Annotated in this window: 18 protein-coding genes; 7 read left to right on the top strand and 11 right to left on the bottom strand. The window is 70.2% G+C overall.

The annotated features are described in order from the left end of the window. The first annotated feature begins 98 nt into the window (after positions 1-98). The gene (locus AB0J91_RS21420) at positions 99-1,466 is read left to right on the top strand and encodes an amino acid permease (RefSeq protein ID WP_363871585.1); all 1,368 of its coding nucleotides are present in this window, start codon (positions 99-101) and stop codon (positions 1,464-1,466) included. A 51-nt stretch (positions 1,467-1,517) separates the two neighbouring features. Here AB0J91_RS21420 and AB0J91_RS21425 read toward each other — a convergent pair whose 3' ends face one another. The 5 genes from AB0J91_RS21425 to AB0J91_RS21445 all read right to left on the bottom strand — a co-directional run bounded on the left by AB0J91_RS21425 (position 1,518) and on the right by AB0J91_RS21445 (position 5,821). Further along, positions 1,518-1,946 carry a hypothetical protein gene (locus AB0J91_RS21425; protein ID WP_363871588.1) on the bottom strand — a complete coding sequence of 143 codons (429 nt, stop codon included), beginning with the start codon at positions 1,944-1,946 and terminating at the stop codon, positions 1,518-1,520. A 99-nt stretch (positions 1,947-2,045) separates the two neighbouring features. Beyond that, entirely contained in the window at positions 2,046-2,426 is a 381-nt protein-coding gene (locus tag AB0J91_RS21430) for a helix-turn-helix transcriptional regulator (RefSeq protein ID WP_363871591.1), read from the bottom strand. 207 nt (positions 2,427-2,633) lie between these two features. Continuing rightward, a complete protein-coding gene (locus tag AB0J91_RS21435) occupies positions 2,634-3,293 on the bottom strand; it encodes a DedA family protein (protein ID WP_363871594.1) in 660 nt (219 codons plus the stop codon). 129 nt (positions 3,294-3,422) lie between these two features. Next, positions 3,423-4,994 carry a D-alanyl-D-alanine carboxypeptidase/D-alanyl-D-alanine-endopeptidase gene (gene dacB / locus AB0J91_RS21440; RefSeq protein ID WP_363871597.1) on the bottom strand — a complete coding sequence of 524 codons (1,572 nt, stop codon included), beginning with the start codon at positions 4,992-4,994 and terminating at the stop codon, positions 3,423-3,425. A 218-nt stretch (positions 4,995-5,212) separates the two neighbouring features. Next, positions 5,213-5,821, bottom strand: a complete 609-nt coding sequence (locus AB0J91_RS21445) for a LysE family translocator (RefSeq protein ID WP_363871600.1) — start codon at positions 5,819-5,821, stop codon at positions 5,213-5,215. Between the two features lie 94 nt (positions 5,822-5,915). On the opposite strand from AB0J91_RS21445, the gene AB0J91_RS21450 reads away from it, so the two are divergent. Next, positions 5,916-6,419, top strand: coding sequence for an Lrp/AsnC family transcriptional regulator (locus AB0J91_RS21450; protein ID WP_363871603.1), 504 nt, complete (start codon positions 5,916-5,918; stop codon positions 6,417-6,419). Positions 6,420-6,586: 167 nt separating this feature from the next. On the opposite strand, the gene AB0J91_RS21455 is transcribed toward AB0J91_RS21450, so the two are convergent. Both AB0J91_RS21455 and pyk read right to left on the bottom strand, forming a co-directional pair. Then, positions 6,587-7,483 (bottom strand): acyl-CoA thioesterase II, encoded by an 897-nt coding sequence (locus AB0J91_RS21455; RefSeq protein WP_363871629.1) that lies wholly within the window; start codon positions 7,481-7,483, stop codon positions 6,587-6,589. A 113-nt stretch (positions 7,484-7,596) separates the two neighbouring features. After that, positions 7,597-9,018 carry a pyruvate kinase gene (gene pyk, locus AB0J91_RS21460; RefSeq protein WP_363789233.1) on the bottom strand — a complete coding sequence of 474 codons (1,422 nt, stop codon included), beginning with the start codon at positions 9,016-9,018 and terminating at the stop codon, positions 7,597-7,599. Positions 9,019-9,134: 116 nt separating this feature from the next. Between pyk and AB0J91_RS21465 the strand changes: the two genes are divergently transcribed. Beyond that, on the top strand, positions 9,135-9,467 hold the full coding sequence (locus tag AB0J91_RS21465; RefSeq protein WP_363871606.1) for a VanZ family protein: 333 nt from the start codon (positions 9,135-9,137) through the stop codon (positions 9,465-9,467). On the opposite strand, the gene AB0J91_RS21470 is transcribed toward AB0J91_RS21465, so the two are convergent. Then, positions 9,464-10,129 (bottom strand): DUF2461 domain-containing protein, encoded by a 666-nt coding sequence (locus AB0J91_RS21470; RefSeq protein ID WP_363871609.1) that lies wholly within the window; start codon positions 10,127-10,129, stop codon positions 9,464-9,466. The genes AB0J91_RS21465 and AB0J91_RS21470 overlap by 4 nt on opposite strands. A gap of 212 nt (positions 10,130-10,341) precedes the next feature. Between AB0J91_RS21470 and AB0J91_RS21475 the strand changes: the two genes are divergently transcribed. Both AB0J91_RS21475 and AB0J91_RS21480 read left to right on the top strand, forming a co-directional pair. Beyond that, on the top strand, positions 10,342-12,708 hold the full coding sequence (locus tag AB0J91_RS21475) for a LuxR C-terminal-related transcriptional regulator (RefSeq protein ID WP_363871611.1): 2,367 nt from the start codon (positions 10,342-10,344) through the stop codon (positions 12,706-12,708). A 129-nt stretch (positions 12,709-12,837) separates the two neighbouring features. Beyond that, entirely contained in the window at positions 12,838-13,656 is an 819-nt protein-coding gene (locus AB0J91_RS21480) for a transglycosylase SLT domain-containing protein (protein ID WP_363871614.1), read from the top strand. A gap of 93 nt (positions 13,657-13,749) precedes the next feature. Here the strand turns inward: AB0J91_RS21480 and AB0J91_RS21485 are convergent, their stop codons facing one another. Continuing rightward, entirely contained in the window at positions 13,750-14,442 is a 693-nt protein-coding gene (locus tag AB0J91_RS21485; protein WP_363789228.1) for an FCD domain-containing protein, read from the bottom strand. A gap of 169 nt (positions 14,443-14,611) precedes the next feature. Here AB0J91_RS21485 and AB0J91_RS21490 point away from each other — a divergent pair, with 169 nt between their 5' ends. Both AB0J91_RS21490 and AB0J91_RS21495 read left to right on the top strand, forming a co-directional pair. After that, a complete protein-coding gene (locus AB0J91_RS21490) occupies positions 14,612-16,000 on the top strand; it encodes a gluconate:H+ symporter (protein ID WP_363789227.1) in 1,389 nt (462 codons plus the stop codon). 304 nt (positions 16,001-16,304) lie between these two features. Then, complete coding sequence (locus AB0J91_RS21495) at positions 16,305-18,599, top strand: ATP-binding domain-containing protein (RefSeq protein ID WP_363871617.1); 2,295 nt, start codon at positions 16,305-16,307, stop codon at positions 18,597-18,599. Positions 18,600-18,802: 203 nt separating this feature from the next. On the opposite strand, the gene AB0J91_RS21500 is transcribed toward AB0J91_RS21495, so the two are convergent. Together AB0J91_RS21500 and AB0J91_RS21505 are read right to left on the bottom strand one after the other, a co-directional pair. After that, the gene (locus tag AB0J91_RS21500) at positions 18,803-20,305 is read right to left on the bottom strand and encodes a glutamate synthase subunit beta (protein WP_363871620.1); all 1,503 of its coding nucleotides are present in this window, start codon (positions 20,303-20,305) and stop codon (positions 18,803-18,805) included. Continuing rightward, positions 20,298-21,847 (bottom strand): glutamate synthase-related protein (locus AB0J91_RS21505; protein WP_363871623.1); only part of this gene is annotated, 1,550 nt, incomplete at its 5' end. The genes AB0J91_RS21505 and AB0J91_RS21500, both read right to left, overlap by 8 nt.

Below are 21,847 nucleotides of genomic sequence, written 5' to 3' on the forward strand. Positions count from 1 at the left end.
CTTGCCGCAGGTCGTCGACGGGTGGATCATCTCGGCGAAACCACCGGTGGGAACGCCCGGGAATTTCCGGCATTCGTCCACAAAGGAGCAAAACTCCCATGAGCCAGCCAGTGACCGAGTACAAGCGAGAGCTCAGCACCCGGCACATCAACATGATCGCCATCGGCGGCGCGATCGGTGTCGGGTTGTTCCTCGGCTCCGGCAAAGCGCTCCACCAGGTGGGCCCCGGCCTGATCCTGATCTACGCGATCGCCGGCGTGATGATCTTCTTCGTGATGCGGGCGCTCGGCGAACTGCTGATGTACCGCCCGGTCAGCGGTTCGTTCGCGGAGTACGCGGGTGAGTTCGTGGGCCCGTGGGCTCGGTTCGCGACCGGCTGGGGCTACTGGCTGGTGTGGATCGTGACCGGGATGGCCGAGATCACCGCGGTCGGCGAGTACTTCCAGTTCTGGTTCCCCGAAGTGCCGCAGTGGATCCCGGCTCTGGGCGCGCTGATCGTGCTCAGCGGGGTGAACCTGATCGCGGTGAAGCTCTTCGGCGAGTTCGAGTTCTGGTTCGCGCTGATCAAGGTGCTGGCGATCGTCGGCCTGATCGTGCTGGCCGCGCTGATCCTGGTGTTCGGCTTCTCCGACGTCGGTGACACCGCCTCGCTGAGCAACATCTGGTCGCAGGGCGGGTGGTTCCCCAACGGCACCGCGTCCTCGCTGCTGGCCTTCCAGATCGTCATGTTCGCGTTCGTGGGCGTGGAGATGGTCGGCCAAACCGCCAGCGAGAGCGCCGACCCGCAGAAGGTGCTGCCGCGCGCGATCAACTCGGTGATGCTGCGGATCCTGATCTTCTACGTGGGCGCCCTGGTGGCGCTGACCGCGCTGGTGCCGTGGCACCAGTTCCCGGCCGACGGCAGCCCGTTCGTGCACGCGTTCACGCTGATCGGCATCCCCGCCGCTGCCGGGGTCGTCAACTTCGTGGTCACCACGGCCGCGCTGTCGTCGTGCAACAGCGGCATCTACTCCACCGGCCGCATGCTGCGCACGCTCTCCGAGGACGGGCAGGCGCCGCGCAGGCTCGGGCAGCTGTCCGGCCGGGCGGTTCCCGCGCGGGCGATCGGCGTGACGTTCTGCGCGATGCTGGTCGGCGTGGCGCTGAACTACCTGGCGCCCGAGGAGGCGTTCACCTACATCACCAGTGCGAGCACGGCCGGCGCCATCTTCACCTGGGGGATGATCCTCATCGCGCACCTGGGCTACCGCCGCAAGGTCTCGCGCGGCGAGCTGCCCGAGGGCCGGTTCCGGATGCCGCTGGCGCCGTACTCGAACTACGTGGTGCTGGCGTTCCTGGCGTTCGTCGTGGTGCTGCTGGCCTTCGACGCCGAAACCCGCATCGCCCTCTACATCACGCCGGTTCTGGCGATCGCGATCGTCGTCGGCCACCTGGCGAGCCGCAAGAAGCAACCCGCCCGGGTCTGACCAACCCCGCCTCGCGGAGAACGGGCCCCGGTCATCGACCGGGGCCCGTTCTCATGCGCCTTCGGCGGTGTCGGCGAGGTCTTGGAGGGCTCGGGCGAGCTGGCGGGCTTCGGAGCGGCTGAGCTCGCTGGGCTCGTAGCCGGCCTCGCAGGCGGTGCGCCCGAGCCAGGTGACCAGGTAGGTCCCCGCGCCGTCGGCCTCGACCGCGAGGTTGAGCCGCTGGCCGGTGCGCGACAGGTCGAAGGCGACCTGCCCGGCTTTGGCGTCGAGCAGGCCGAGCACCGCTGCGGCCAGTTCGCGGGCCTCGTCCGGGGACAGCTCGCAGGGCTCGCAGCCGCCGTCGCGAGCGCTGTCGACGAACGCGATCAGGTAGGTCTCCCCGACCGAGGTCTCGACGGCCACGTGCAGCCGCTCGCCCGTGCGAGGGGCCGGGATGGCGGCCGCTGTGGCCGGAGCGCTCGCGGTGCCGGTGTGGCTCATGCTGTCACCTCTCATCCGTTCTCAGGCAGTCCACTCCGCTTTCGACCGGATGTCATCGCGGAGGGCCGACCGCTTCCGAATCTCACCAGGGCCCGGCACCTACACGCCGGCTTCCGCGTGGTCGGCGGCGGAGCGTTCCAGCTTCTCCACGCGCGCGCTGACCTCGCGCAGCAGGACCTGGGTGGGCACCGAGTCGAGCTCGGGAACGATGCGGACCTCGGCTCCGGCCTCGTCCGCGCTCAGCCGACCGGCTTTGACCAGCACTTCCAGCAGCGGGACGCCGAGGGCGCGGGCCATGATCCGCGCGTTGCCGATGTCGGGCCGGTAGCCCTTGCGCCAGCGGAAGACCACGCTCGGTCTCAGTCCGCTGTGCTCGCAGAAGTCGTGAACGGTCCACCCGCGTTCAGCCAGGTGCCGTTCGAGGTATTCAACGAAGTCGCTGTCCCCCGCGGTCACGTCGCTCGCGCCAGCGTGTGCCATGAGTTCGAGTCTAGTCCCACCCGTGCGACTCACCGCACTCCGCTCAACGGGTGGACGCGCGCGCCTTCCATCGGCCGCCAGCGCTTTCACCACTGGTTTCGCGCTGAAGCATGCATTAGAGTCCAGGCACATGAATGAGACTCACGTCCGCGTCACCCCGTCGACCCCCGGCCGCGGCGTCCGCATCTCGCTGCACCACTCGGCTCACTAGGCCGCGGTTTCGACGTCCTCTGCCTGGGTCTCGGTCACGACCTGGCTGCGCGGGCGACGGCGCTTCCAAGCCCAGACACCCGCACCGACCAGCACGACGGCGATCGCCAGCACCCAACTCGCCCGGCCGAGCATCGACTCGACGTACTTCGCCGACGCTCCCGCCACCCAGCCGATGCCGACGTGCGTGGCCGACCAGGCCACGGCGCCGATCACCGACGAGAGGAAGAACCGCGGGTAGGACATGCCGCTGGCGCCCGCAGCGGCGGGCAGCAGCGTCCGCACCACCGGCAGGAACCTGCCCACCAGCACCGCACCGATCCCCCAGCGCCGCAGCAGCGTGCCCGCGCGATCCCAGTGGTGCTGGCCGAGCTTGCGCACCACCTTCGTCTCGCGCATCTTCAGCCGGTACCGGCGGCCCAGCCAGAAGCCGATGTTGTCGCCGACCGCCGCGCACACCGCCACGGTTCCGGCCAGCGTCAGGAAGAAGCCGAGGTCGTTCACCGCGGCCGAGGCCACCAGCAGACCCGCTTCGCCGGGGACCAGGAACCCCAGGCCGATGGTGCACTCGCCAAGCACCAGAGCTCCGGTGGCCAGCACGAGCAGCGGTCGGGGCAGACCGGCGATCATGGCCAGGGCGTCGCTGATGAACGTCACGGGAACGGGCTCCTCGGCTGCGGCAGCTCTGACGGCGGTCACGCTACCGGGGAGCACATGAGCTGTTCTCAGGTATGGCACCGAAACGCCAACCGAACCCGAAACCGTTGCCCCTAGGGGGGAACGGACTCAGCAGGACTTGGTCCAGGCGCACTCCAGGGCGCTCTCGTCGCGCGGAGTGCTCGGGTCGTCGGGCACCGTGCGCGGCTGCGGCACCCGCGGGCGCCCGCGCGGCTGGTCGGCGGCGCCGTTGTGCTCGGCGAGCCGGACCGCGATCGCGTCCTCCAGGTCCTGCGGGGTGTCGGAGAGGAAGTCGTTGAACACCACCGAGAACACCAGCCTGCGGCCGTCGGCGGCGGTGACGTAGCCCGACAGCGACGTGACACCGGTCAGCGAACCGGTTTTGGCGTGCACGTTGTCGGCCGCGGCGGTGCCGGCCATCCGATTGCGCAGGGTGCCGCCGACCAGCCTGTCCGGTGCCCCGGCGACCGGCAGAGCGTCGTAGAAGGTCTGAGCCCACGGGCGTTGCGAGGCGTTGTCCAGCAGCAGGGCGAGCTGATCCGGGGTGACGCCGTCCATCCGGGACAGCCCTGATCCGTCCACCAGGCGCAGCGCCTCGGCGTCCACGCCGAGCCCCCGCAGCTGCTCGGCGAGCACACGCGTCCCGGCCGCCCAGCTCCCCTCCCCGGCCTGCTCGCGTCCCATCGCCTTGACCAGGACCTCGGCGTGGCCGTTGTTGCTGAGCTTGAGGAACGGCACCAGCAGCTCCCGCAGCGGCATCGACTCGCGCGCGGCCAGTTCGCGAGCGCCCTGCGGTGCGGCGGCCTTCCCGGTCCCGGTGACGGTGATGCCGTGCGCGGCCAGGGCGCGGGCGAAGACGTCGGTGGCGTAGGCGGTCGCGTCGGGCACGGCCACCCACTCCTCGACCGGCTCGGCACCGGCCGGGACGGTCCCTGTCACCACGACCCGGTCGCTGTGGTGGTCGCGGGTGACGGTGATGTTCGGTTCGCCTTCGGCAGCGGTGGTGGCGCGATTGTCGATGCTCAGCACACCGGTTCCCGGGTCGAGCGCGACCTCCGGCGCCTGGCCCGGAGCGGTGGGCGTGACCCGCACGATCGCGCTCCCGGCGTCGAAGTCGGTGTCCGGCGCCGCGCTCAGCGCCGAGACCGGCGCCGAGTAGTAGTAGGGCTCGTCGTCCCAGGCCCAGCCCGAGCCCAGCGGAACGTCGTCGAACCAGGTGTCGTCGGCGAGCAGCCGGCCGCGCACCTCGCGAACGCCCTGCTCGGCGATCTGGGCGGCCAGCCGGTCGTAGTCGGCGGCCAGCATCGTCGGATCGCCCGTTCCGCGCAGGTGGAGATCGCCCAGCAGCGCCGGGCCCTGCTGCGCGGCGTCGCTGAGCACCTGGGTGCGGAACCGGTAGTCGGGCCCGAGGGATTCCAGCGCCGCCGCCGCGGTGAACAGCTTCGCGTTGGAGGCCGGCGTGGCGCGGTCAGTGGCCTGCCTGCTGTAGAGGACCTCGTCGGTGGCCGGATCGCGCACCACGACCCCGGCCTGCGCGCCGCCGAGCCTGGGGTCGGCCAGGATGTCGTCGAGGTCGACCTTCAACGCGTCCACCCCGGTCGGCGCCGCACCCGTCGACGGCACCGCCACCAGCGGGAACGCCACCACCAACCCGACCACGAACGCCCACCGTCTGCGCATGATGCCCGCTCCTCTCCGAGATCACGGACACTAGGCAGCCCACCTGTGAAAGGTCAACGAACCCAACCCAAAAGCCGCAAACAACAAACCCATCCCCACTCGAACCCGGATCACCCCACACTCCGCACCCGGAATACCCCGGTAATCAGGCAACGGAATACCGCAGTAATCCGGGACCTGAATACTGCGGTATTCCGGGTATGGGTCGTGAGGTGGGGTCAGCCGACCGCGATTGAGGTGGCCATGGCGAGGAGGGCGCCGCCGCAGCAGCGTTCGAAGACCGCGCGGCGCTTGGGGCTCGCCAGCAGCGCGGCCAGCCGGCCGACGGACGGGACCACGACCAGCCACCACGCGGCGAAGGCCATCACCGCGACCCCGCTGAGCAGTGCGGCCTGCGGCATCGGCGCCGCGCTCGGGTCCATCGCCTGCGGCAGCAGGGTCAGGAACGTCAGCATCACCTTCGGGTTGAGCACGTCGGTGAGCAGTCCGCGCAGGAACACCGCGCGACCGGAACGCGGCTGCTCGACGACGGCCTCGGCCGGGCTGGAACCGGCGTGGCGCAGCATCTGCAACGCCATCCACGCCAGGTAGGCCACGCCCAGCCCCTTGACCACGAACAGCGCCGCCGGCACGGCCGCGACCAGCGCCGACAGGCCGAGGGTGGCGGCGGTGGCGTGCAGCAGCAGTCCGCAGTTCACGCCCGCCGCGGCCAGCCATCCGTACCTTCGACCGCTGGCCGCGTTGCGGGTCACCAGGACGAAGTCGGGGCCGGGGACCAGCACGATCACCAGCAACGCCAGCAGGAACGACCCCCAGGCGATGTGCACGACGAACTCCTTCGAAGAATTTCGGGGAAGCAGATGCGCAGATTCTCCGTCGATGGTTCGCCTGGTTTCGACCAGCTGCGTAGGATGTTCGGTTATGAGTGAATCAGTCGAACTGGATTCGGTTGACTGGTGGATTCTGGAGGAGTTGCAGAACGACGCGACCCTGCCGAACCGCACCCTCGCCGAACGGATCGGGCTGGCGCCGTCCAGCTGCCTGCAACGCGTCCGCAGGCTGCGAGAACAGGGAGTGATCACCGGGTCGCACATCGACGTCGACCCGGCCGCGACGGGACTGGCGCTGGAGGCGGTGGTGGCGGTCAACGTCCGCCCGCACACCCGTCAGATCGTGGATCAGTTCCGCGAGTTCGTCATGGCCCAGCCGGAGACCCGCTCACTCCTGCACGTGAGCGGCCAAGCCGACTTCCTGCTGCACGTCGCGGTGGCCGACACCAGGCACCTGCAGGAATTCCTCGTCGACAAGCTCGCGTCGCGAACCGAGGTCCGCAACTTCACCAGCTCGATCGTCCTGGAACAGCTCCGCACCAGAGCCCTCACGGCCCCCAAGCACCTGCGCCCCAAACGCCGCAGGCGAACCTGAACCCAGCTCCGCGGCAACCACCGCCACAGACGTCCGACTCACCCAACCCCACCACAACCCGGCACCCCGCACGTGACCACCCAGATTTCAGTGGAACTCCGGGACCTGATTTCCACTGAAATCGGGGTCTGGTCAGGAGTGGGCACAATGAGCCGGGAAACGGCAGATCAGTCGTTGACTCGGAGGAGGCCTTCTTGGACGACCGTGGCGACTAGCTGGCCGTCCTGGGAGAAGAAGCGGCCGGTGGCCAGACCGCGACCGCCGGAGGCGCTCGGCGAGGCGCAGTCGTAGAGGAACCACTCGTCAGCGCGGAAGCGGCGGTGGAACCACATGGCGTGATCCAGGCTCGCGCCGACGACGTTGTCCAAGCCCCAGTAGACGCCGTGCCGCGCGAGGGGCGCGTCCAGCAGCGTCATGTCGGAGGCGAAGGCGGCGATGCAGACGTGCAGCAGGTGGTCGTCCGGCACGGCCAGCACGCCGTCGGCGCGCATCCACACCTGGTTGCGGGCCTCGCGCGGGCCGTTCTCGCGGCTCACCCACGGCGGCTCGGTGACGTAGCGGACGTCGATCGGGCGGGGCTGCGGCGGGCCGAACTTCGACAGCGACTCGCCGAGCCGCTCGCCGAACGTCGGCAGCGATTCGGGGTCGGGGACCTCGGGCATCGGCTCGGCGTGGTCGATGCCGCCCTCGTCGACCTGGAACGACGCCGACAGCGAGAAGATCGTCTTGCCGCGCTGCAGCGCGACCACGCGGCGCGTGGTGAACGAACGACCATCACGGGTGCGATCGACCTCGTAGACGATCGGGATGCTCGGGTCGCCGGGCCGGATGAAGTACGCGTGCAACGAGTGCACCCGTCGCTCCTCCGGCACCGTGCGACCGGCGGCGACCAGCGCCTGCCCGGCGACTTGACCGCCGAAGACGCGAATGGTCGAGGAAGCGGGGCTCACACCGCGGAAGATGTTCTCCTCGATGCGCTCCAGGTCCAGCAGCGCCACCAGGCTGTCCAGCACGGGTTGGCCGTGCGGCACGCCGTTGACGTCCACCGGAACCTCGCCCTGCAGGTGGGTCCCGGTCGGGTCGGCTGCTGCGGCCCTGGCCGCTTCGGTCACTGCGTGCTCCTCGGGTAGTGCGCCCGACCGGCCGGACGGGAGCTGGTGCTCCCGTCCGAGGCCGATCAGACGTGGTCTTCTTCTCCCAGACGGTGCACGCGGATGAGGTTGGTCGAACCGACCGTGCCCGGCGGCGAACCGGCGACGACCACGACCATGTCGCCGCGCTGCGACCGGCCCAGGGACAACATCGCCTGGTCGACCTGCCGCACCATCTGGTCCGTTGTGTCCACCTTAGGCACCAAGAACGTTTCCGTCCCCCAAGTGAGAGCGAGCTGACTCCGCACGGACTCCTCGGGGGTGAACGCCAGCAGCGGCAGGCGGGTGTGCAGTCGCGCGAGCCGGCGCACGGTGTCGCCGGACTGCGTGAAGGCCACCAGAGCCTTGGCGTTGAGGCGCTCGCCGATGTCGCGCGCCGCGTAGGAGATCACGCCGCGCTTGGTGCGCGGGACGTGGCTCAGCGGCGGCGGCGTGGGCGAACCGGATTCCACGGCCTCGACGATGCGGGCCATGGTCTGCACGGTCTCGATCGGGTAGCGGCCGACGCTGGTCTCACCGGACAGCATCACCGCGTCGGCGCCGTCGAGGACCGCGTTGGCGACGTCGGAGGTCTCGGCCCGGGTCGGGCGCGAGTTCTGGATCATCGAGTCCAGCATCTGGGTGGCCACGATGACCGGCTTGGCGTTCTCCCGCGCGATGCGGATCGCCTTCTTCTGGACCAGCGGGACGTGTTCGAGCGGGAGCTCCACGCCGAGGTCACCGCGGGCAACCATGACGCCGTCGAAGGCCAGCACGATGGCTTCGAGGTTGTCCACCGCTTCCGGCTTCTCCAGCTTCGCGATGACCGGTGCGCGGCGGCCGACGCGGTCCATGACCTGGTGGACCAGGTCGATGTCGGCGGGGCTGCGCACGAACGACAGCGCGATGAAGTCCACACCCAGTTCGAGCGCGAATTCCAGGTCCTCGATGTCCTTCTCGGACAGGGCCGGCACGGAGACGTCCATGCCCGGCAGGGAGATTCCCTTGTTGTCGGAGACGGGACCGCCCTCGGTCACCTCGCACACGACATCGTTGTCCTCGACGGTGGTCACGACCATCGCGACCTTGCCGTCGTCGACCAGGAGCCGGTCGCCCTTCTTGGCGTCCTCGGCCAGGCCCTTGTAGGTGGTGGACACCCGGTCATGCGTGCCCTGCACGTCATCGACCGTGATGCGCACGACGTCGCCGGTTCGCCACTCGACCGGTCCGGCTGCGAACTTCCCGAGCCGGATCTTCGGTCCCTGCAGGTCTCCTAGGATGCCCACGGCGCGGCCGGATTCCTTCGCCGCGGCCCGGACCATGTCGTAGACCTGCTGGTGGTCGGCGTGGCTGCCGTGGCTGAAGTTCAGCCGGGCGACGTCCATTCCGCTGCTGACGAGCTCGGCCACCTTCTCCGGATTGGCGGTGGCGGGGCCCATGGTACAAACGATCTTGGCTCGTCGACTCACATCACGTCAGCGTAGTCTCTCGCCGCCCGGGTGCAGCACTCAGCCACGCCCCAAGAAGCTGATCGGTGATTTCGTTGCTGGATCATTACAGAAACCAGCTCAGGCGGCTTCCGCTCTTGATCGCGCTCCTGGTCAGCGTGATCGTGCTGTTCACCCCGGAATCGGGGGTGCCCACGGCCCCGCCCGGGACCGACAAAGTGGTGCATTTCACCCTTTTCGCCGCGCTGGCGATCACCGGTCGCATCGCCGGATGGCGCACCCCGTCGCTGCTGCCGACGCTCGTCGCCTACGCCGCGCTCTCCGAGCTGCTGCAGGGCGCGCTGCCGCTGGGGCGCAGCTGCGACTTCGTCGACGGCGTCGTGGACGTCGCGGGCGCGCTGATCGGCTGGGCGGTGTTCGCCCTGCGGTCCAAGGTCCGTGGAAGCATGCGGCGGAGCCGCGTCTCCTAGCGCCGCTTCTTCTCGGTGACGCCGATGTGGTCGGCGCACCACTGGTTGAGGTCGCGCACCGCCTCCCACGACTCGCGCACGCGCTGGAGGCAATCGCGCTCGTGCAGCACGTCGTCGGGTTCCCAGGTGCGCGCCGCGTAGAGCGTCTTGTGCCGCAGCAGGTCCAGCCTCGGGTGGTCGGGGGCGAAACCGCGCGGGCGCGTCTGCAGCGTGGTCCCGGCGATCTCCCAGCCCTGCTCGGCGAGCGCGTCGAGCAGCCGCCGCAGCTCCTCGCCGTGGATCTCGGTGTCCACGGCCGCCCGGAATCGTGCCAGCTGATCGGATTCGGTGTGGTAGCAGCCGCCCGCCACCACCATTCCCTCCGGACCGACCTCGACGTAGTAGGCGCCGCCACCACGCCCCTGCTCGATGACGGCTCCGCAGTGGGTCTTGTACGGCGACTTGTCGCGGCTGAACCGCACGTCGCGGAAGGGCCGGAACACCTTGCCCTTGCCGAACCCGGGAGCGAACTCGGGTTCCAGCTCGGCCAGCAGCGCCTCCATCGGCGCCCGCACGTGCTCGGTGTAGAGCCGCTGGTTGTCCGCCCAGTAGGCCTTCGAGTTGTCCGCCAGGAGCCCTTCGTAGAACTCCACCACACCGTCACCGAAACCCTCGAACCTCACGCCTCGACCCTAGAGGGGCGATCAGGTGAGGCCGATCCGGTGGCTGATGTCCCGGCGGAAGAGGTGGCGGAGAGAGCCGCGAAACCCCCGGCCGGGTGGATTCCACGACTACTGAAGGTCGGCTGATCTCCGAAGTCCCCTCGAAGGGATTACAGCGGCCGGGCGGATCAAGATCCCAGGTCAGCGGCCGATTCGCGAGCTAAGCTCGAATGGTGGTCTCCACTGCCAACGCCCGCATGCGCGAATCAGCGGGCAACCTCCCGGCCGACGTGACGAGCTTCGTCGGCCGTCGTCGTGAGATCACCATGACCAAACGCCTCTTCTCCGAGGCCCGCGTGGTCACCCTCACCGGCCCGGGCGGCGTCGGCAAGACGCGGCTGGCCGTGCGCGTGGCCTCCAACATGCGCCGCTCCTTCCGCGACAAGGCGTGGTTCGTCGAGCTGGAGAACCTCGACGACGGCGCGCTGGTGCTCGACGCCGTCATCGAGCAGCTCGGCCTCGGCGGTCCGTCCTCGGCCGCGGGCCTGGAGACGATCGTCGACCAGCTCAAGAACCGCGAGATGCTGCTGGTCCTGGACAACTGCGAGCACGTGATCGAAGACGTCGCCATGCTCGTCGACGCGATCATGCGCTGGTGCCCGGGTGTGCGCGTGCTGGCCACCAGCAGGCAGTCGCTCGGCGTGGCCGGTGAGTCCACCGTCGTCGTCCCGCCGATGCAGGTGCCCGATCCCGGCCACCTGCCGCCGGCCGAGGCCTACGAGCAGTTCTCCTCGGTCCGGCTGTTCGTCGACCGCGCCAAGGCCGCGGTCCCGGAGTTCGAGGTCACCGCCGACAACGCCGAGGCGCTGATGCGCCTGTGCCACCACCTCGACGGAAACCCGCTGGCCATAGAGCTGGCGGCGGTCCGGCTCCGGTCGCTGTCGCTGCAACAGCTCGAAGAGCGCCTCGCCGACCGCTACGACCTGCTCACCGAGGGCCGCCGCGGTGCGCCTCCGCGCCAGCAGACGCTGCGCGCGCTGATCGACTGGAGCTACGAGCTCCTCGACGAGCGCGACCGGCGGGCGTGGGCGCGGATGTCGGCGTTCTCCGGCAGCTTCGACCTCTCCGCCGCCGAGCACGTCGCAGGCGACGGCAAGGGCGTCGACATCCTCACCGCGGTGCACTCGCTGGTCGACAAGTCCGTGCTGATGCGCGAGGAGGACGGCGGCGAGGTCCGCTACCGGCTGCCGCACACGCTGCGCGAGTACGGCCTGGACAAGCTCGGCGAGTACGGCGAGACGAACCTCGTGCGCGACCGGCACTGCACCTTCTTCGCCGAGCTCAGCGCGCGGTTCGCCGCCGAGTGGATCGGCCCCGACCAGGCCGCGTGGGTGCAGCGCCTCCGGAACGAGCAGGACAACCTGCGCATGGCGCTGCGGCACGCCGCCGAGGGCTCCGAGACCGGCGGGACCGCGCTGCGGCTGGTCACCGACCTGTGGCCCTACTGGGGGATCCGCGGCCTGAACGCCGAAGCGCGCCACTGGCTGGACGAGGTCCTCGACAACACCCCGCGCGACCTGCCCGAACGCGCCAAGGCGCTGCGGGTCAGCGCCTGGTTCGCGCTGCTGCAGGGCGATCTCGACCGGGTGCAGCCGACCCTCGAACGCGCCACCGTGCTGGCCACCCAGCGCGGTGACGAGATCGAGCGCGCCTACCTGGCGCTGCTGCACGGGCTGGTCGCGTTCTTCAAGAACGACCAGCAGCGCGGCACCGAACTGGCCGAGGGGTCGCTGCAGCAGTTCCGCAAGCACCGGGAGCTGGCCGGTGAGCTGTGGTCGCTGCACGCGCTGGGCCTGATCAAGGGCATGGGCGACGACCCCGACGCCGGGCTGCGGATGCTCGCCGAGTGCATCCAGCTGTCCACCGAGCACAGCGAGCTGTACTGGCGCTCCTACGCGCAGTGGGCGACCGCCCAGGTGCAGATGCGCCGGGACCGCGCCGACCGGGCGGAGAACTCGGTGAAGGAGGCGCTGCGGTTGCAGCGCAAGCTCGACAACCGGCTGGGCATCGCCTTCAGCATGGACACGCTCGCCTGGATCGCGCACCGGCAGCAGCGCTTCGAACGCGCGGCCCGGCTGCTGGGCACCTCCTCCGCGCTGTGGGACGCGGTGCGCGCGGCGCCGGGGTTCTGGGCGCGGTTCGCGGGCGACCACGACGAGCACCTGATGCAGATCCGGACGGCGCTGGGGCCGGAGGCGTTCGACGAGCAGTACGAGCGCGGGCGGGAGATGTCGCTGACGCACGCCGTGGACTACGCGCTGGAGCTCAAGCGCACCGCCAGGCGGGCGTCGTCGAGCTCGGAGGCCGAGGACAACGTGCATCCGATGCCGCTGACCCGCCGGGAGCGGCAGATCGCCGACCTGGTCGCGCAGGGGCGCACGAACAAGGACATCGCGGAGAACCTGGTGATCGCCCAGCGCACGGTCGAAGGACACGTGCAGAACATCCTGACCAAGCTCGACTTCACCTCCCGCGCGCAGATCGCGGGATGGGTCGCGGGGCAGCGAACGGGTGACGCAGCCGACACCGAGGCTCGGTAACGTTTTTGCGCACTATCACAACGGGTAGCCAAAAACGTTCACCAAATGGCCCGAATGGCTCAATCTAGGTAGTCGACCCCGTAGAAACCACCATGCAGGGTGACTCTCCGTTCCGGAGTCTGGTTCCTCGTGACCCCCGACGAGACGAAGAACCCCGACCAGATCACCCCCGACACCCCGCAGGATCGCACGACCGGCCGGCACCGTTGGGAGAGGACGGCGCCCTTCGGCAGCCGACTGCGCGCGGCCTTCCTCGGCGAACCCGCCGACCGCGCCCACCGCGTCGCCCCCAAGATGCGGTCGCTGCAGGTCGGAGCCGCAGTCGCGGCCTTCGGCGTGCTCGGCGTGTTCACCGCCGCCGCGGGCGGCGACAACGCCGAGACCCGCACCGAGTCCGCTCCGGTGCACCAGGCGGCCGAGGTCGCCCCGCTGGCCGCCCCCGCGCCGCAGCTGCCCGCCCCGGCTCCGGTCGTCCAGCCCCAGGCCGCGCCCGCCCCCGTCGCGCAGCACGCTCCGGCCGCCCAGCCCGCACCCGAGGCGGCACCGGCTCCCGAGGCGGCACCGGCTCCCGAGGAAGCCCCGAAGCCCAAGGACCAGATCGACGCCTGGATCCAGGAGGCCATCCAGGTCATGGAGAAGAGCGGCATCCCGCGCGACCAGATCGATGCCGAGGCCATCCGGACGATCATCATGCACGAGTCCAACGGCAACCCGAGCGCCACGAACAACTGGGACTCCAACGCCGCGGCCGGCACCCCGTCGATCGGTCTGATGCAGACCATCGCGCCGACCTTCGAGTCGTTCGCGCTGCCCGGCCACCAGAACATCTACGACCCCGTCGACAACATCATCGCCGCCACCCGCTACTCGATCGACCGCTACGGTTCCGTCGCCGACGTTCCCGGCGTGTCGGGCCTGCGTTCCGGCGGCAGCTACCAGGGTTACTGATCCCGGGCCGAATCCCTCGCGACCACTCCCCCGAGGTCGCGAGGGATTCGTGCGTCCGGGGGCGGTTCCGGTCCGAACCGACCCTCGCCGCGCTCAGGACTCCAGGCCTTCGAGGGTTCCTTCGAGGGCTTCGGCCACCAGCTCGCGCATGGCCCACTCGGCGCGGACCCGGTCGCCCGCCCGGATGCACTCGGCGATCTCGCAGTGCAGCCGGACCGCGACCGGACGCGGGTGCACCGGCATCAGGCCGTGGCCCGCGCGCCACCGCAGCAGCTCCTCGACGACCTCGTGGAGCTGGGCGAACATCTCGTTGCCGGAGGCGGTGAGGATCAGCCGGTGGAACTCGACGTCGGCGTCCATGAACGCCGCCAGGTCACCGGCCCGCGAGGTGGCCACCATCCGCTCGGCGAGGGCGACCAGCCGGGCCGCGTGGTCGTCCTTCGCGCGGTCGGCGGCCGCCGCGGCGGCGACGGGTTCGACGGCGGTGCGCAGCTCGGCGAGGGTCTTGAGCTCCGCCGAGCGGTCGGCGGCCAGCCGCCAGCGGATGAGCATCGGGTCGAAGCTGTTCCACTCCTCGCGCGGTCGCACCACGATGCCGACCCGCTTGCGGCCCAGGACCAGCCGGATGGAGGCGAGGGTGCGCACGACCTCGCGGGCGACGCTGCGGGAGATGCCGAAGCGCTCCTCCAGCTGCTCGATGCGCAGCACGCTGCCGGGAGCGTGGACGCCCGCGGCGATCTCCCCGCCGAGCACTTCCAGCACCTTGCCGTGCAGCCCGCCGCTCATCCGCCACGCCCCTTCGCCGGTGAAAAACGCGTTCGACCAGTGCCCGAGAGTAGGCGGCAATCCCGGGTGACGGGCGTAACAGTAATACTTAATCGGTCATGAAGGGCCAAAAGTCATACTTATTGCTTAGGCTGTGGCGCGCACCAGCTGCTCAACGAGGAGCCCCTCCATGTTTTCCAGCCTTTCCGCCCCGCTCGCCCAGGCAGCGTCCTGGACGGCGCACGACACCCGTCTGCTGAGCGCCGCGGTCGCCGGCATCGCGGTGATCGTGCTGCTGATCAGCTGGGCGAAGCTCCACCCCTTCCTCTCCCTGGCGCTCGGCGCGACCACGCTCGGCGTGGTGGCCGGGATGCCCTTCGAGGACCTCGTCGACACCTTCACCGAGGGCCTCGGCAAGACCGTCGGCGACGTCGGCCTGCTCGTCGCGCTCGGCGCCATGCTCGGCAAGCTTCTCACCGACAGCGGTGGCGCCGATCAGGTCGTCGAGACGGTCATGCGCCGCACCACCAGCAAGACGCTGCCGTGGGCGATGGTGTTCATCGCCGCGCTGCTCGGCCTGCCGATGTTCTTCGAGGTCGGCGTCGTGCTGCTGGTCCCGGTCGTGGTCATGGTCGCCGCCCGGACCGAGCAGCCGATGCTGCGGATCGGCATCCCGGCGCTGGCCGGTCTGTCGATCCTGCACGGTCTCGTCCCGCCGCACCCCGGTCCGCTCGCCGCCGTCGATGCGCTGCACGTCGACCTCGGTCTGACGCTGGCGCTGGGCATCGTCGTCGCCATCCCGACCGCGATCGTCGCCGGCCCGCTGTTCGGCTCCTACATCGCCAAGCGCGTCGACCTGCCTCCGGCCACCCAGCTGCTGGGCAAGGCCCCCGAGCAGGAGGAGCACCCGCACCGGCCGAGCTTCTTCGCCGCCGTGGCGATGCTGCTGCTGCCGGTCGTGCTGATGCTGTGCAAGTCGGTCGCCGACCTGGCGCTGGCCGAGGACACGCTCGGCTACACGATCCTGGACACCATCGGCACGCCGGTCGTGGCGATGATGCTGACCGTCCTGATCGCCATCGTGGTGCTGGGCCGCGGCGCCCGGTTCTCCCGCTCCCAGCTGGCCGACGTGGTCGGCGGTTCGCTGCCCGCCATCGCCGGGATCATCCTGATCGTCGGTGCCGGTGGTGGATTCAAGCAGACGCTGGTCGACTCCGGCGTGAACAACACCATCACCGACCTGGCCGCCGGGGCGAACCTGTCGCCGCTGGTGCTGGGCTGGCTGATCGCTGTCGGCATCCGCGTCGCGACCGGTTCGGCGACGGTCGCCACGATCTCGGCCGCGGGCATGGTCGCACCGCTGGTCATCGGACTGCCGCCCGCGCAGGGCGCGCTGGTCGCGCTGGCCATCGGCTCCGGCTCGCTGTTCCTCTCGCACGTCAACGACGCCGGGTTCTGGCTGGTCAAGGAGTACTTCGGCATGACCGTCGGTCAGACCCTCAAGACGTGGTCGGCCATGGAAACCCTCCTGTCGGTCGTCTCCTTCGTCGTCATCCTCGGCATCTCCGCCGTCGTCTAGGGACACCCGAAACCCCGCGAAGAACCCCTGGAATCCCCACCGGGACTCCAGGGGTTCTTTCCGTCCCCACCCCCCATCAACCGGTCACCCGCGTCCTCCCCGGCCTGGGTGACCGGATTTCAGTGGAAATCAGGAACCCGATTTCAGTGGAATTCCGGTTCCTGATTTCCACTGAAATCCCGCACGGGACCGGCACCGCGGGGTCGGCGCGCGACTTGGCACCCTGGGTTGGGAGACGCGGTATATTGGCTGGTCGGGCCTTGGGGTCCGGTTGTCTTGTCCGCGCCTGGCATGAGGTGGCGAATTGTCCGACGCCCGAGTTGATCGGGAAACCGTCCGCAGCGAGGAGATCGCGGCCGAACAGCGCTACCTGAACGTGCTGTACGGCAAGCTCGACGACCTCAGAGCGGAGACGACCCAGCGGCTCAAGGACACGCTGCGCGACAGCGGCGGTCCGCCGCAGGCCCGCACGGAGCGCGACATCTCCACCCGCATGTACACCGACAAGCTCACCCAGCTCAGCGCGGTGGAGCACGGGATGTGCTTCGGGCGCCTGGATCTCGACGACGGCGAGACCTTCCACGTCGGCAGGATCGGCCTGTTCGACGAGGACAACGAGTACGAGCCGCTGCTGCTGGACTGGCGCGCACCGGCCGCCCGCCCGTTCTACCTGGCCACCGCAGCGGCGCGGGACGGCGTGCGGCGCCGACGGCACCTCAAGACGAGCTGGCGCAAGGTGCTCGACTACGAGGACGAGATCCTCGACCTCGACGCCGCCGAGCAGGGCAGCGATCTGGGCCTGGCGGGCGAGGCGACGCTGCTGGCGCGGCTGGACGCCCGGCGCACCGGTCAGATGCAGGACATCGTTTCCACGATCCAGGCCGAGCAGGACCGCGTCATCCGCGCGGGCATGAACGGCGTGCTGGTCGTGCAGGGCGGGCCGGGCACCGGCAAGACCGCCGTCGCGCTGCACCGCGCGGCCTACCTGCTGTACACGTTCCGCGAGCAGCTGTCCAAGCGCGGCGTGCTGGTCGTCGGGCCGAACCCGACGTTCCTGCGCTACATCGGCCAGGTGCTGCCCTCGCTGGGCGAGACCGGCGTGCTGCTGTCCACTGTGGGCGGTCTGTACCCCGGGATCACGGCCACCGGAACCGAATCCGCGCAGGTCGCCGAGATCAAGGGCCGGCTGAGCATGACCGACGTGCTCAACGCGGCGGTCCGCGACCGGCAGCAGGTGCCGCGCGACCACGTCGAGGTCACCTTCGACCGCGAACCGCTCCACCTGCTTCGCAAGGACGCCATCGCCGCGCGCACCCGCGCCCGGCGCACCCGCCGTCCGCACAACCTGGCGCGCAGGGTGTTCCGCGACGAGATGTTCCGCGCGCTGACGATGCAGGTCGCCGACCGGCTCGGCCGGGAGCTGCTGGACCGGCGCGACCTCGACGAGATCAACGTGGAGCTGCGCGCCGATCCCGAGGTGGCCCGCGCGCTCGACGAGCTGTGGCCGGAGCTGACCCCGCAGCTGCTGCTCGACGAGCTGCTGAGCTCACCCGAACGCCTGGCCACCGCCACCGCGAAGGTGCTCGACGACGAGGAGCGCGACGTCCTGTCGCGCCCGGCGGGCACGCCGTGGACCCCGGCCGACGTCCCGCTGCTCGACGAGATCGCCGAGCTGCTCGGCGAGGACGACGCGCAGGAGCGCGCCGACCGCGAACGCGCGGAGCGCGAGGAACTCGCCTACGCGCAAGGCGTTCTGCACATCATGGAGCAGGACGAGGAGATCGCCGACGAGGAGCGGCTGCGGGTCTCCGACGTGCTCGACGCGGAGCTGCTGGCCGAGCGGTTCCGCACCCGCAGCGACCTGACCGCCGCCGAACGCGCCGCCGAGGACCGCACCTGGACCTTCGGGCACGTCATCGTCGACGAGGCGCAAGAGCTCTCGGAGATGGCCTGGCGGGTGCTGATGCGCCGCTGCCCGAGCCGGTCGATGACGCTGGTCGGTGACGTGGCGCAGACCGGTGCGCTGGGCGGGGCCCAGTCCTGGGACGAGGTGCTCTCGCCGTACGTGCAGGACCGGTGGAAGCTGGCGGAGCTGACGGTGAACTACCGGACCCCGGCGGAGATCATGGACGTCGCCGCCGAAGTCCTCTCCGAACTGGACACGGATCTGGAGCCACCTCACTCGGTCCGCACCACCGGGAACCTGCCGTGGGCGCAGCACATCCGGCGCGAGGACCTGCTCGCCGAGCTGCCCCAGGTGGTTTCGGCCGAGCTGGCCGAGGTGACCGACGGGCGGCTGGCGGTGCTGATGCCGCCGAACCTGCTCGCCGAGATCGGGCCGGAGCTGGCCGAATCGCTGCCCGAGGCGGTCATCGGCACCCGTCCCGATGACCTCGAATCCCCGGCGGTGCTGCTGACCGTCGACGAGGCCAAGGGGCTGGAGTTCGACGCGGTGCTGCTGGTGGAACCGGAGGCCGTCGTCGAGGCGTCGGACCGCGGCATCAACGACCTCTACGTCGCCCTGACCCGGGCCACGCAGCGCCTCGGCATCGTCCACTCCGACGACCTGCCGCCCACCCTGGCGCGTTCCTTCGCGTGAACCGCCGCGAGGCTTGGCTGCGCGGCCCGGCCGCGTGACTCGATTCGAATTTCGCGCGAAATTCGAGGGCCCGGCTCAGCCTTCGAATTTCGCGCGAAATTCGAATCCGCCCAGCCGAGCGGCGACGCATCGAGGCCGGGATGTGAGGTCCCGCGAGGAATCGCCTGCCCTGGTAGGACGGCAGTTCCTCGCGGAACCGGGCCTCACACCGCCAGCGGCAGGGCCGTGGGGTGTACCGGGGACGGGAGCTCGGAGGTTCCCATCAGCTGGCTGTCCACCGCGTGCGCGACCGAGCGGCCCTCCGCGATGGCCCAGACGACCAGCGACGCGCCGCGATGGGCGTCACCGCAGACGAACACGTCCGGAGCGGTGGTCTCCCAGTTCGACCCGGAGCCGATCGTGCCGCGCTTGGTGAGCTCGATTCCCAGCCCGTCGAGCAGCGGCATGCGCTCGACGCCCTCGAAACCGATCGCCAGCAGGGCGAGGTCGCAGGGCAACTCCTCGACCTCGTCGGAGACCGGGACCACCTGGCGGCGCCCGTTCTCGTCGCGGCTGACCTCGACGTGCCGCAACCGCACCGCGCGGACCCGGCCCTCGGCATCGCCCGCGAAGGACTCGATGGCGACCGCGAACTTCCGCTCACCGGCCTCCTCGTGCGCCGGGTAGGTGCGCAGCACGTACGGCCAGACCGGCCACGGCGAGAGCTCGTCATCGCGCTCGGTGGGCGGCTGCGGGTAGTTGTCCAGCTGCGTCACCGACAACGCGCCCTGGCGGGTCGCGGTGCCGTAGCAGTCGGCGCCGGTGTCGCCGCCGCCGAGGATGATGACGTGCTTGCCCTCGGCCGAGATCGGCGTGGGGCCGTCACCTTCGACCTCCTTGTTGGCCGGGACCAGGTGCTCCATCGCCAGGTGCACGCCGTCCAGCTCGCGGCCCGGGATGGTGGTGTCGTCGCGGCCGCGCAGCGCGCCCACCGCGAGCACCACGGCGTCGTGACCGGCGCGCAGGTCCGCCACGGTCAGGTCCACGCCGACCTCGCAGCCGGTCACGAACTTCGTGCCCTCGTCGCGCATCTGCGCCAGACGCCGGTCGAGGGCGGACTTCTCCATCTTGAACTCGGGAATCCCGTAGCGCATCAGCCCGCCGATGCGGTCGTCGCGCTCGTAGACGGTCACCTCGTGGCCCGCGCGGGTCAGCTGCTGCGCGGCGGCCAAACCCGCGGGGCCGGAACCGACCACGGCGACCCGCTTTCCGGTGTGCTCCTCGCTGATGCGCGGGGAGACGTAGGAGTTCTCCCAGGCGACCTCGGCGATGGTCTCCTCGACCCGCTTGATCGCCACCGCTCCCCCGGCATCGGGAGAAATCGCCAGCACGCAGCCGGCTTCGCACGGCGCCGGGCACAACTTGCCGGTGAACTCGGGGAAGTTGTTGGTCGCGTGCAGCCTGTCGCTGGCCATCTCCCACTGGCCGCGGCGGACCATGTTGTTCCACTCCGGGATCAGGTTGCCCAGCGGGCAACCCGCCGAACCCGAGTGGCAGAACGGGATTCCGCAGTCCATGCAGCGGGCGGCCTGGGTGGCGACCTGCGCGTTGCGGTCCTCGGTGGACAGCGCGGCGTAGACCTCGTGCCAGTCGCCCAGCCGCTCATCGGTGGGACGCTTCGGCGCGTCGGCCCGCGAGTGCTTCAGAAAACCCTTGGGGTCAGCCACGGGAAGCCTCCATGATCACCTCGTTGACGTCCCGGCCCTCGATCTTGGCCATCCGCATGGCGTCCAGGACCCGCTGGAAATCGCGCGGCATCACCTTGGTGAACGCCGCCGAACGCCGCGGCCAGTCGCCCAGCAGCGACGCGGCCACCGCCGAACCGGTCAGCTCGTGGTGCTGCCGCACGACCTCGTGCAGCCACTTGAGCTCCTTGGTGCTCAACGGCTTGAGGTCGACCATCGCGGTGTTCACCCGCACCGGATCCAGGTCCAGCACGTAGGCGATGCCACCGGACATGCCGGCACCGACGTTGCGGCCGGTGCCACCGAGCACGATCGCCCGGCCGCCGGTCATGTACTCGAAGGCGTGGTCACCGACGCCCTCGCAGACCAGCTGCGCACCGGAGTTGCGGACGCCGAAGCGCTCGCCGACCTGGCCGCGCAGGAAGATCTCACCGCTGGTCGCGCCGTAGCCGATCACGTTGCCCGCGATGACCTGGTCCTCGGCGCGGAACGCCGACTTCGGATCGGGGCGGACCACGATCCGGCCACCGGAGAGGCCCTTGCCGACGTAGTCGTTGGCGTCTCCGACCATGTCCAGCGTGACGCCGGAGGGCAGGAACGCGCCCAGCGACTGGCCGGCCGAACCCTCCAGCTCGACGTGGATGGTGTCCTCCGGCAGGCCGTCGCCGCCGAAGCGGCGGGACACCTCCGCGCCCAGCAGGGTCCCGACGGTGCGGTTGACGTTGCGCACCGGCAGCTGCAACCGGACCGGGCGGGCGTCCTCCAACGCCGCCTCGGCGAGCTGGATCAGCGTGCGGTCCAGCGCCTGGTCGAGGCCGTGGTCCTGCTCGCGCACCTTCCGGCGCACCGGCGAGTACGGGGTCCTCGGCTCGGCGAAGACCGGCTCCAGGTCCAGGCCCCGGGACTTCCAGTGCTGCACGGCGTTGTCGCGCCGCAGCGCCGAGACCTGGCCGATGGCCTCGTCCAGCGTCCGGAACCCCAGCTGCGCCAGGTGCTCCCGCACTTCCTGGGCGACGAACTCGAAGAAGTTCACCACGTGCTCGACCTGGCCGGTGAACCTCTTGCGCAGGTCCGGGTTCTGGGTCGCGACACCGACCGGGCAGGTGTCGAGGTGGCAGACGCGCATCATGATGCAGCCCTCGACCACCAGCGGTGCGGTGGCGAAGCCGTACTCCTCGGCGCCCAGCAGGGCGGCCACCACGACGTCGCGGCCGGTCTTGAAACCGCCGTCGCACTGCACCGTGATCCGGTCGCGCAGGCCGTTGAGCAGCAGCGTCTGCTGCGTCTCGGCCAGCCCGACCTCCCACGGCGTGCCCGCGTGCTTGAGCGAGGTCAGCGGCGCGGCACCGGTGCCGCCGTCGTGACCGGAGATCAGCACCACGTCGGCGTGCGCCTTCGACACGCCCGCCGCGACCGTGCCGACGCCGACCTCGCTGACCAGCTTGACGTGCACGCGGGCCTGCTCGTTGGCGTTCTTGAGATCGTGGATCAGCTGCGCCAGGTCCTCGATCGAGTAGATGTCGT

Origin of the sequence: Saccharopolyspora sp. NPDC049357 (assembly GCF_040677225.1) — a bacterium.
Classification (GTDB): Bacteria; Actinomycetota; Actinomycetes; order Mycobacteriales; family Pseudonocardiaceae; genus Saccharopolyspora.

Excerpts from the sequence above, each read along its gene's own strand:
- dacB (WP_363871597.1), bottom strand. The coding sequence starts at position 4,994 with ATGCGCAGACGGTGGGCGTTCGTGGTCGGGTTGGTGGTGGCGTTCCCG.
- AB0J91_RS21430 (WP_363871591.1), bottom strand. The coding sequence starts at position 2,426 with ATGGCACACGCTGGCGCGAGCGACGTGACCGCGGGGGACAGCGACTTC.
- AB0J91_RS21490 (WP_363789227.1), top strand. The coding sequence starts at position 14,612 with ATGTTTTCCAGCCTTTCCGCCCCGCTCGCCCAGGCAGCGTCCTGGACG.
- AB0J91_RS21420 (WP_363871585.1), top strand. The coding sequence starts at position 99 with ATGAGCCAGCCAGTGACCGAGTACAAGCGAGAGCTCAGCACCCGGCAC.
- AB0J91_RS21425 (WP_363871588.1), bottom strand. The coding sequence starts at position 1,946 with ATGAGCCACACCGGCACCGCGAGCGCTCCGGCCACAGCGGCCGCCATC.
- AB0J91_RS21450 (WP_363871603.1), top strand. The coding sequence starts at position 5,916 with ATGAGTGAATCAGTCGAACTGGATTCGGTTGACTGGTGGATTCTGGAG.
- AB0J91_RS21485 (WP_363789228.1), bottom strand. The coding sequence starts at position 14,442 with ATGAGCGGCGGGCTGCACGGCAAGGTGCTGGAAGTGCTCGGCGGGGAG.